The sequence below is a fragment of the Enterobacter chuandaensis genome (genome assembly GCF_003594915.1).
Lineage (GTDB): Bacteria > Pseudomonadota > Gammaproteobacteria > Enterobacterales > Enterobacteriaceae > Enterobacter > Enterobacter chuandaensis.
Genome location: NZ_QZCS01000008.1, coordinates 179,555 through 189,669, shown reverse-complemented (window position 1 = coordinate 189,669; position 10,115 = coordinate 179,555). Strand labels below are relative to the sequence as shown.

Below are 10,115 nucleotides of genomic sequence, written 5' to 3'. Positions count from 1 at the left end.
ACGAGCAGAACCACCGTAGGTTTTAGCCAGAACGGTAGTGATTGCAGCGGTCAGGGTAGTTTTACCATGGTCAACGTGGCCGATAGTACCAACGTTGACGTGCGGTTTTGTACGTTCAAATTTTTCTTTAGACACGGCTATATTCCTTACTATAGTGCTCTCCCCTCTGGAGAGAGCACGGGACTTAGGTTTTAATCCTGTGGATTACTTACCACGGGCTTCAATAACGGCCTGAGCAACGTTGTTAGGCGCATCATCATACTTCAGGAATTCCATGGTGTATGATGCACGACCTTTGGTCAGAGAACGCAGCTGAGTTGCATATCCGAACATTTCAGACAGCGGAACTTCAGCGTGGATCTTAACGCCAGTTACTTCGGATTCCTGACCACGCAGCATACCGCGACGACGGCTCAAGTCACCGATAACGTCACCGGTGTTCTCTTCAGGAGTTTCTACTTCAACCTTCATGATTGGCTCAAGCAGAACTGGTTTTGCTTTCTTAAAGCCTTCTTTAAAGGCAATAGACGCAGCCAGTTTAAACGCCAGTTCAGAGGAGTCAACGTCGTGGTAAGAACCGAAGTGCAGACGGATACCCATGTCAACAACCGGATAGCCAGCCAGAGGGCCCGCTTTCAGCTGTTCCTGGATGCCTTTATCAACGGCTGGGATGTATTCACCAGGAATTACACCACCTTTGATGTCGTTGATGAACTCGTAACCTTTCGGATTAGAGCCCGGCTCCAGTGGGTACATGTCGATCACAACGTGACCGTACTGACCGCGACCACCAGACTGCTTAGCGTGTTTACCTTCAACATCGGTAACTTTCGCGCGAATCGCTTCGCGGTAAGCAACCTGAGGTTTACCCACGTTCGCTTCAACGTTGAATTCACGTTTCATACGGTCAACGATGATGTCCAGGTGCAGTTCACCCATACCAGCGATGATGGTCTGGTTAGATTCTTCATCAGTCCATACGCGGAATGATGGGTCTTCTTTCGCCAGACGGCCCAGAGCCAGACCCATTTTTTCCTGGTCAGCTTTGGTTTTTGGTTCAACCGCGATGGAGATTACCGGCTCAGGGAATTCCATACGCTCCAGAATGATCGGGTGATCCGGGTCACACAGGGTGTCACCAGTGGTCACGTCTTTCAGACCGATAGCTGCAGCGATGTCGCCCGCACGAACTTCTTTGATCTCTTCACGTTTGTTAGCGTGCATCTGTACGATACGGCCAAAACGTTCACGCGCCGCTTTCACGGAGTTCAGGATGGTGTCGCCGGAGTTAACCACACCAGAGTAAACGCGGAAGAAGGTCAGGTTACCCACGAATGGGTCGGTAGCAATTTTGAACGCCAGTGCAGAGAACGGCTCGTCATCACTTGCGTGACGCTCGGCCGGAGTGTCTTTACCGTCGTCCAGGATGCCGTTGATCGCAGGAACGTCAACCGGGGATGGCAGGTAGTCAACTACCGCATCCAGCATCGCCTGAACACCTTTGTTCTTGAACGCAGAACCACAGGTTACCAGGATGATTTCGTTGTTCAGAACGCGCTGACGCAGAGCTTTTTTGATCTCTTCTTCAGACAGTTCTTCACCACCCAGGTATTTCTCCATCAGCTCTTCAGAAGCTTCAGCAGCGGATTCGATCAGGTTCTGGTGCCATTCGTCAGCCAGGTCCTGCATCTCAGCCGGGATATCTTCGTATTCGAAGGTAACGCCCTGGTCTGCGTCGTTCCAGTTGATGGCTTTCATTTTCACCAGGTCGATAACGCCGGTGAAACCTTCTTCAGCACCAATTGCCAGCTGCAGCGGAACAGGGTTCGCGCCCAGACGGGTTTTGATCTGACCAACAACTTTCAGGAAGTTAGCACCCATACGGTCCATTTTGTTAACGAACGCGATGCGTGGAACTTTATATTTGTTCGCCTGACGCCATACGGTTTCAGACTGTGGCTGAACACCACCAACTGCGCAATAAACCATTACCGCGCCGTCAAGAACACGCATGGAACGTTCTACTTCGATGGTGAAGTCAACGTGCCCTGGGGTGTCGATGATGTTTACGCGATGCGGTTCGTACTGCTTAGCCATACCTGACCAGAATGCAGTAGTCGCTGCGGAGGTGATGGTAATACCACGCTCCTGCTCCTGTTCCATCCAGTCCATGGTGGCTGCGCCGTCATGAACTTCACCGATTTTATGGTTTACACCGGTGTAGAACAGAATACGTTCGGTAGTAGTGGTCTTACCGGCGTCGATGTGCGCACTGATACCGATGTTACGGTAGCGTGCGATGGGTGTTGTACGAGCCATTTGATTCCTCGTTTATATCTTTAGGCGTTCAGTTAAGTTACCCAGAGCGGGCGGCTTCTCTGAAGCGCCCGCCTGGTGACTAATACTCCGAAGGGATTACCAACGGTAGTGTGCGAACGCCTTGTTGGCTTCTGCCATACGGTGAACGTCTTCACGTTTCTTAACTGCAGTACCTTTGTTTTCTGCAGCATCAGAAAGTTCGTTCGCCAGACGCAGAGCCATGGATTTATCACCGCGTTTACGAGCAGCTTCAACGATCCAACGCATTGCCAGGGCATTACGACGAACCGGACGAACTTCAACTGGAACCTGATAAGTAGAACCACCAACGCGGCGGGACTTAACTTCTACAGTTGGGCGAACGTTGTCGAGAGCGACTTCGAAAGCTTCCAGTTCATTTTTACCAGAACGCTGAGCCAGGGTCTCCAGCGCGCTGTATACGATTGCTTCTGCAGTAGATTTTTTACCATCTACCATCAGGATATTTACAAATTTTGCCAGCAGTTCTGATCCGAACTTCGGATCTGGAAGAATTTTACGCTGACCAATGACGCGACGACGTGGCATGGGAATACTCCGTTGTTAATTCAGGATTGTCCAAAACTCTACGAGTTTAGTTTGACATTAAGATAAATCAGTTTGGCCTTACTTAACGGAGAACCATTAAGCCTTAGGACGCTTCACGCCGTACTTGGAGCGAGCCTGCTTACGGTCTTTAACACCTGAGCAGTCCAGCGCACCACGAACGGTGTGGTAACGAACACCCGGAAGGTCTTTAACACGACCGCCACGGATCAGGATCACGGAGTGCTCCTGCAGGTTGTGACCTTCACCACCGATGTAGGAAGTCACTTCGAAACCGTTAGTCAAACGCACACGGCATACTTTACGCAGTGCGGAGTTTGGTTTTTTAGGAGTGGTGGTATATACACGAGTACATACGCCACGTTTCTGCGGGCAGGCTTCCAGCGCAGGCACGTTGCTCTTTGCAACTTTGCGTGCACGTGGTTTGCGTACCAGCTGGTTAACTGTTGCCATTAAATAGCTCCTGGTTTTAGCTTTTGCTTCGTAAACACGTAATAAAACGACCTCATACAATATGAGGACGCGAAATTTTAGGGCTACGTCGAAAAGGTGTCAAGAAATATACAGCGATCTCAAATCACCAGTTCATTTGACTGGCGTGCGTTACAGTAAGATTGACGAAATCAGTATAGCCAACCACGTCAATTTTGGCTGAAATTTGACCAGAAAGACCCCGCGCGTCAAGATCGTCTTTCAGCGCAGAGACTGTAATGGGGGCATTCGTGAGAATTTCAACGAAACGACCGCCTTCAAGTGCAGCGAGCACGCCATCCTGAATCAGCAGAAGATCGTCACCTTCGCGCAGCATGCTCAGCAGCGTGTCGATATCACATTGCCACGGTGAATGGCTCAGAATATGGAGCATGGCAGCCTCAGAAAGTCAAAACAGTGTCGAAGTGGGAAAGGTGTTCGCGCAATGCAGAAGAAGGCAGGACCGTCACATCCAGCACGAAAGGCGTTGCCTCGTTTAAACCGCGCGCGGCTAATGAGTCAGCACAAACATAGCAGGTTTCGATATCGTAAAGCGGTAGCACTTTGAACGTTGCGATGTAATCGCGCGCCAGAATAGCTTGCGGCTGCTGCCCCGCCAGAAGCTGAAACACTCCATCCCCCAAAAAGAAGACGCCGATATCTTCCGTTAATGCCGATGTTGCCAGCAGCGCATCCAGGCCTTCGCGACCAGAGGCGCTGCCGTGCGGCGCAGAAGTAAAAACAAATGCCACACGCTTCATCAGAATTGCACCACTCTGTCGCAGGTTAACGCCGCCTGGGCCAGCGCGCCCAGACCACTCAACGAAAATCCGGGCTGCAGGTTAGCACCCGATAACCCCAGGCGTTCGGCTTCGGTTGCATCCGTCACGCCACGACGCAGTGCCGCCGCCACGCAGATATGCAGCTCAACGCCCTGCGTTTCGTTTAACGCCTGCCAGGCGCGAACCAGATCAAACTCATCGCTCGCCGGTGACGTAAACTGGTTCGCGTTATACACCCCTTCCCTATAGAAGAAGACGCTCGCCAGCCCGTGTCCGGCCGCCAGTAGCGCATGCGCAAACTGCAGCGCGCTGCTGGCCTGCTGAGTCCCATACGCCGGGCCTGTCACCATTAACGCAAAACGCATTACTTGTCTTGCCCCAGGAAGTCACCGCTTTTGAACTGGCGAATGTAAAGGTAGACCGTATGCTTGGAGATGTTCAGACGATCGGCCACCTGGTTGATGGCATCTTTAATATCGAAAATCCCTTTCTCGTAGAGATTGAGTACGATCTGGCGATTCTTGGCGTTGTTCGATACGTTACGGTCGGCATTCACCTCTTCAATGGTGAACTCCAGCGTCTGCGTCACAAGATCCTCAACGGAGGAAGCAAAGTTAACAGAAGAGCCAACGTCTGGCGTTTCTGGCGGGATAAAAGTGCTCATGATCTGCGAGAAAGGCACATCAAGGTTCATGTTGATGCACAGCAGCCCAATCACACGATGCTCGCGGTTTCGAATCGCGATAGTTTCTGATTTCATCAGCACGCCGCTTTTGGCGCGGGTGAAATAACATTTGGAGACGCTGCTGTCCGCGCCGGTCATGTCATGCAACATACGCAATGCAAGGTCGGTAATTGGCGAACCAATTTTTCGGCCAGTATGCTCACCATTAGCAATGCGGATGGCAGAACATTTCAGATCTTGCAGGGAGTGCAATACGATTTCGCAGTGGGAACCAATGAGCATCGCTAACCCGTCCACTACCGCTTCATAGGATTTAAGAATATCGAAGTCGGTCTGGTCAAAAGGACGTTGATCCAGCAAATCAAGTTCACTGGTTTCGTTGGTTAAAAGCGACCTGGACATGAAAAAAACACTCCTTTTCAGGAGCCTGTCGTTAGGTTTTCAGGGCAGGCTCATTATCTACACGGACAACTAAATTAATACAGCGTGTATAACGCTTTCCAGTGTTAATTATATCTGCCCCACAATAAAAAACCGCCGCCTCAAGGGCGGCGGTTTTTTTTCAGCATTACTTCTTAGCAGCAGCGGCTTTATCGTCAGCCGGAGCGTCTGCCTTGGCATCCGCTTTAGGTGCTGGTTTGATATCCAGCAGTTCTACGTCAAAGACCAGCGTAGAGTTAGCAGGAATACCCGGAACGCCGGTTTTGCCGTAAGCCAGATCCGGTGGGATGACCAGCTTGATCTTACCGCCTTTTTTGATGTTCTTCAGGCCTTCGGTCCAGCCCGGGATCACACCGTCCAGACGGAAGGAAAGAGGCTCACCACGGGTGTAAGAGTTGTCGAACTCTTTACCGTCGATCAGCGTACCTTTGTAATTTACTACAACAGTGTCGCTGTCTTTAGGTGCGTCACCGGTACCTTCTTTCTCAACTTTGTACACCAGGCCAGTAGAGGAAGTTTTCACACCCTTCTCTTTAGCAAAGGTATCGCGGTAGGCTTTGCCTTTCGCTTCGTTGTCTTTAGCGTCCGCTTCCATCTTGGTCTGCGCGGCACCCTTCACGCGCGCTTCGAACGCCTGCAGAGTCTGTTCGATTTCCTGGTCAGACAGTTTGCTCTTATCCGCAAAGGCGTCCTGAACACCGGCGATCAGCTGGGCTTTATCCAGTTTGATGCCCAGTTTCTCTTGTTCTTTCAGAGAGTTTTCCATGTAACGGCCCAGAGATGCGCCCAGTGCGTAGGCGGATTTCTGGTCGTCATTTTTGAACGCCGCTTTGCTGTCTGCAGTGGCAGCAGGCTTCGCAGCAGTATCAGCAGCGAATGACAGCGGCGCGTTCAGCGCAACAGCCATCGTCGTCGCCAGCAGCGTTACTTTAAACAGTGATTTCATCCATATCTCCAGGGCCTGGGGTCTCTCACCCCAGCATTAAACGTAAATGAGTGACGTACTATAAAACGTTGCGGAAGAAATCTACAGACAGACACTTCCAATTCTCGCCACTTTTCAGACTATTTTTGTTTAAATAAGTTTCTTGCCAACGGGATAGAGACTGCACTTAAGGATAAACTCAGTTAAACTGCGCCGCCGCTGGGCCAATATGGCGTATCAGATATAAACGAGGTGAATGATGAAGGACACAACGATAGAAGCGAGAATGGCTGAGCTGGAAAGCCGCCTGGCTTTTCAGGACATCACCATCGAAGAGCTTAACCAGACCGTGACCGCGCACGAACTTGAAATGGCGAAACTGCGGGATCATATGCGCCTGCTGACGGAAAAGCTGAAGGCTACGCAGCCGTCAAACATTGCCTCACAGTCGGAAGAGACGCCACCACCTCATTATTGAGGCGTAAAAAAAGCGGGATTCTCCCGCTTTTTTATTTTCCGCTTGACGGAATTAGTGGCAACCGCAGCCGCCGTTGCCGCAACCACCTTTACCGTGGCCATGGTCATGACCATGGTCGTGGCCGTGACCACCGCAGCAGCCGTCGTGGCCGTGATCATGGTCATGGTCGTGACCGTGCGCACCGTGAACGTGGCCATGAGCCAGCTCTTCTTCGGTCGCTTCACGGATCGCAACAACTTCTACGTTGAATTTCAGGTTCTGGCCAGCCAGCATGTGGTTGCCGTCAACCACAACGTGGTCGTCTTCAACTTCAGTGATTTCAACAGGAACTGGACCCTGGTCAGTTTCAGCCAGGAAGCGCATGCCAACCTGCAGTTCGTCAACGCCCATGAACACGTCTTTAGGAACGCGCTGAACCAGGTTGTCGTCATACTGACCGTAAGCGTCGTTCGCGCCTACAGCAACGTCAAATTTATCGCCAACTTCATGACCTTCCAGCGCAGTTTCCAGGCCGGAAATCAGGGAACCGTGACCATGCAGGTAGTCCAGCGGCGCACTCACCGGAGACTCATCAACCAACACACCGTCTTCTGTACGTACCTGATAGGCCAGGCTGACCACCAGGTCTTTTGCTACTTTCATGATATCTCCTGAGCGTGGGAAAATTGCTGGCGCAGATTGTAGCGGAAATCTGCACCCGTGTACCCTTTAGCTTAAAAAAACTCAGGGCATATCGCTAGTCCGGATGAAAAATGCCGATAACTTGCTCTTCTTTGCGAACGTGATCGCGGGCCTCTTTATCGGCTTCACGCATCTGGTGACCGCACTTAACACACTCAACTATATCAATATTATTTTCCCGCCACATCGCCAGCGTATCTTGAGCCTGACAGGACGGGCACTTTGCACCCGCGATAAAGCGTTTACGTACAGCCATCTTTCGTTACCCTTTATTCAAATTCATCCCAGCCATCGAGCTGGCGTCGTTCCTGTTGCATCTCTCGCTGAAAGATCTCCTCCAGCTCGCGCCGCGCTTCCCGCACGCGGGAGATCTGCAACGTATCGGTGTGTACCGGTATCAGCTCGCGCAGCATTCGCATATCCAGCCGGCGGAAGTGCATCTGGGCGCGCTGCGCCTGGTGAGGATGCATCCCCAGGGAGATTAACGCCTTACGCCCCAGCTCCAGCGCGCTGGAGAACGTTTCGCGGGAGAAGTGTTTCACACCTGCCTGCAACAGTTCGTGAGCTTCAACACGTCCCCGGGCACGCGCCAGAATATGCAGGTGCGGGAAGTGCTGCTGACACAGCTCCACCAGCTTCATCGTATCTTCCGGATCGTTGCAGGTGATGACGATAGACTCTGCGGCTTCCGCCCCGGCAGAGCGCAGAAGCTCAAGCTGGGTCGCGTCGCCGTAGTAAACCTTATAGCCATATTTGCGCATCAGATTGACCGCGCTAATATCGCGCTCCAGCACCGTAATGCGCATTTTGTTCGCCATCAACAGGCGGCCGATAACCTGTCCGAAACGGCCAAAGCCCACCACAATCACCTGCGGCTTATCGTCTTCCACCCACGGCGCTTCATCTTCACCGTCAGCCGAGTTCAGGCGGCGCGACAGCAGTTTATCCACCAGCTTCATCAGCAGCGGCGTGGTCATCATAGACAGCGTGACCGTCACCAGTAGCAACGCCATCTGGTCATCTTTAAACAGCTTTTGGGAGGAAGCGGTGGAGAACAGCACAAACGCGAACTCGCCCCCCTGGCTTAACACGCTGGCAAACTGCATGCGTTCTGAACTGCGCAGCCCGTAAATACGCGCCATGACGTACAGCACCAGGGTTTTCACCGCCACCAGGATCGCAACACTCACCACAACCCACAGCAGATGGGTATAGAGCACGCCAAGATTGAGCGCCATTCCTACCGAAATAAAGAACAGGCCTAACAGCAGACCTTTGAAGGGATCGATGGCAATTTCCAGCTCGTGCCGGTATTCACTCTCCGCCAGCAACACCCCGGCAATAAAGGTGCCCAGCGCCATCGACAGCCCCAGCGCGTCCATAAACAGCGCCGAGCCGAGCACCAGCAGCAGCGTCGCGGCGGTAAACACCTCGCGCACGCCCGAAGCGGCAATAAAGCGGAACACCGGACGTAACAGGAAACGTCCGCCAATCAGCATGCCGGCGAAGGCCAGCACCTTCATGGAGATTTTTGCCCAGTCGAAGTGATCGTCCCCGGACCCCGCCAGCAACGGCACCAGCGCCAGCGCCGGGATCACCGCTAAATCCTGGAACAGCAGTACCGAAAAGCCGAGCTGTCCGGCCTCATTGCGGTTCATCCCCTTGTCGCGCATCAGCTGCAGCGCCATCGCCGTCGACGACATCGCAAGGCCTATCCCGCCAATCACAGCCGCCTGCCAGGAAAAGTTGGTCAGCATTAACAGGCCAGCCAGAATCGCGGCGCTAAACAGCACCTGCGCGGCGCCCACGCCAAAGATAGAGCGTCGAAGCTGCCACAATTTGGAGGGGTTCAGCTCCAGGCCGATGATGAACATCAGGAACACCACGCCCAGCTCGGAGAAATGGAGAATCTCATCTACATCGCTGATGAATCCCAGTCCCCAGGGGCCAATCGCGATCCCCGCCAGCAGATAACCCAACACCGCACCGATACCAATCCGTGCAGCAAGCGGCACCGCGACGACGGCCGCAAATAAAAACAGCACCCCGGCGAGGAGCAAATTCGATCCTTCCATTTAACGACCTCCAGCCGGAATGGGTGACGCCAGCCATTCGCCGTAGGCTCTGGCGTGGCTCGCCAGCGCTTTCGGATCCTGACGCCGTGCCCAGTAAACGATAATCGGGCTCATCCAGTGCATACGGCACATTGCCGCCGTCAGTTCGAAAGGCCGCAAAATGTCGCTCATCGGATAACGGTTCAGCCCGTCGTGACGGTACGCACTTTCAGGCTCGCCGGTGGTGATGACGCTACGCCAGTACTTTCCCGCCAGCTGGTTGCCCCCCACCCCGCTGGAGAAGCCCCGGCTCAGCACGCGGTCCAGCCACTCTTTGAGCAGCGCCGGACAACTGTAGGTATAAAGCGGATGCTGGAACACGATCACGTCATGCTGACGCAGCAGTTCCTGCTCGTAAGGAATATCAATAAAGAAATCAGGATAGTGCGCGTAGAGATCGTGCACCGTTACGTTACTGAGCTGTGTGGCCGGCTTAAGCAGCACCCGGTTCGCCACCGAGTCCTGAGATTCCGGATGGGCATACAGCAGCAGCACTTTTGCTGTCTGAGACATCATTCCCCTCCCGGTCTTGTTTCTGTTTTTGTGTATCGTCGTTGTTTTGGGCTACCATGGCGGCCCGGTGCGGAAAATGGCCCACACCTTACATTATCATAATGACAAATTAACATAGTCG

The 10,115-nt window shown here is 53.0% G+C and carries 14 protein-coding genes; 1 reads left to right on the top strand and 13 read right to left on the bottom strand.

What is annotated here, in order from left to right; genetic code table 11:
* From D5066_RS14585 to fkpA, 9 genes are all read right to left on the bottom strand, one after another.
* Positions 1-135, bottom strand: a 135-nt coding sequence (locus D5066_RS14585) for a GTP-binding protein (RefSeq protein WP_009484166.1), incomplete at its 3' end; no start/stop codon positions are given.
* A gap of 69 nt (positions 136-204) precedes the next feature.
* Positions 205-2,319: an elongation factor G gene (gene fusA / locus D5066_RS14580; RefSeq protein ID WP_028014637.1), complete on the bottom strand. Its 2,115-nt coding sequence runs from the start codon at positions 2,317-2,319 to the stop codon at positions 205-207.
* Positions 2,320-2,415: 96 nt separating this feature from the next.
* A complete protein-coding gene (gene rpsG / locus D5066_RS14575) occupies positions 2,416-2,886 on the bottom strand; it encodes a 30S ribosomal protein S7 (protein WP_003861706.1) in 471 nt (156 codons plus the stop codon).
* A gap of 96 nt (positions 2,887-2,982) precedes the next feature.
* A complete protein-coding gene (rpsL, locus tag D5066_RS14570; RefSeq protein ID WP_000246815.1) occupies positions 2,983-3,357 on the bottom strand; it encodes a 30S ribosomal protein S12 in 375 nt (124 codons plus the stop codon).
* Between the two features lie 124 nt (positions 3,358-3,481).
* The gene (gene tusB, locus D5066_RS14565) at positions 3,482-3,769 is read right to left on the bottom strand and encodes a sulfurtransferase complex subunit TusB (protein ID WP_041911943.1); all 288 of its coding nucleotides are present in this window, start codon (positions 3,767-3,769) and stop codon (positions 3,482-3,484) included.
* 7 nt (positions 3,770-3,776) lie between these two features.
* Positions 3,777-4,136: a sulfurtransferase complex subunit TusC gene (tusC, locus tag D5066_RS14560; protein WP_119916365.1), complete on the bottom strand. Its 360-nt coding sequence runs from the start codon at positions 4,134-4,136 to the stop codon at positions 3,777-3,779.
* Positions 4,136-4,522 carry a sulfurtransferase complex subunit TusD gene (gene tusD, locus D5066_RS14555; RefSeq protein WP_119916364.1) on the bottom strand — a complete coding sequence of 129 codons (387 nt, stop codon included), beginning with the start codon at positions 4,520-4,522 and terminating at the stop codon, positions 4,136-4,138. The genes tusC and tusD overlap by 1 nt, the downstream gene beginning before the upstream one ends.
* Positions 4,522-5,244: a helix-turn-helix transcriptional regulator gene (locus D5066_RS14550; protein WP_003861697.1), complete on the bottom strand. Its 723-nt coding sequence runs from the start codon at positions 5,242-5,244 to the stop codon at positions 4,522-4,524. Before D5066_RS14550 ends, tusD begins: the two co-directional genes overlap by 1 nt.
* A 166-nt stretch (positions 5,245-5,410) precedes the next feature.
* Positions 5,411-6,229 carry an FKBP-type peptidyl-prolyl cis-trans isomerase gene (gene fkpA, locus D5066_RS14545; RefSeq protein ID WP_080329016.1) on the bottom strand — a complete coding sequence of 273 codons (819 nt, stop codon included), beginning with the start codon at positions 6,227-6,229 and terminating at the stop codon, positions 5,411-5,413.
* A 238-nt stretch (positions 6,230-6,467) separates the two neighbouring features.
* On the opposite strand from fkpA, the gene D5066_RS14540 reads away from it, so the two are divergent.
* Positions 6,468-6,686, top strand: coding sequence for a protein SlyX (locus tag D5066_RS14540; protein WP_008503009.1), 219 nt, complete (start codon positions 6,468-6,470; stop codon positions 6,684-6,686).
* Between the two features lie 51 nt (positions 6,687-6,737).
* On the opposite strand, the gene slyD is transcribed toward D5066_RS14540, so the two are convergent.
* From slyD to kefG, 4 genes are all read right to left on the bottom strand, one after another.
* A complete protein-coding gene (slyD, locus tag D5066_RS14535) occupies positions 6,738-7,328 on the bottom strand; it encodes a peptidylprolyl isomerase (protein WP_003861691.1) in 591 nt (196 codons plus the stop codon).
* Positions 7,329-7,422: 94 nt separating this feature from the next.
* On the bottom strand, positions 7,423-7,623 hold the full coding sequence (locus tag D5066_RS14530; protein WP_003861689.1) for a YheV family putative zinc ribbon protein: 201 nt from the start codon (positions 7,621-7,623) through the stop codon (positions 7,423-7,425).
* 13 nt (positions 7,624-7,636) lie between these two features.
* The gene (kefB, locus tag D5066_RS14525) at positions 7,637-9,442 is read right to left on the bottom strand and encodes a glutathione-regulated potassium-efflux system protein KefB (RefSeq protein ID WP_119916363.1); all 1,806 of its coding nucleotides are present in this window, start codon (positions 9,440-9,442) and stop codon (positions 7,637-7,639) included.
* Positions 9,443-9,994, bottom strand: a complete 552-nt coding sequence (gene kefG / locus D5066_RS14520) for a glutathione-regulated potassium-efflux system ancillary protein KefG (protein WP_006812200.1) — start codon at positions 9,992-9,994, stop codon at positions 9,443-9,445.
* Positions 9,995-10,115: the final 121 nt, after the last annotated feature.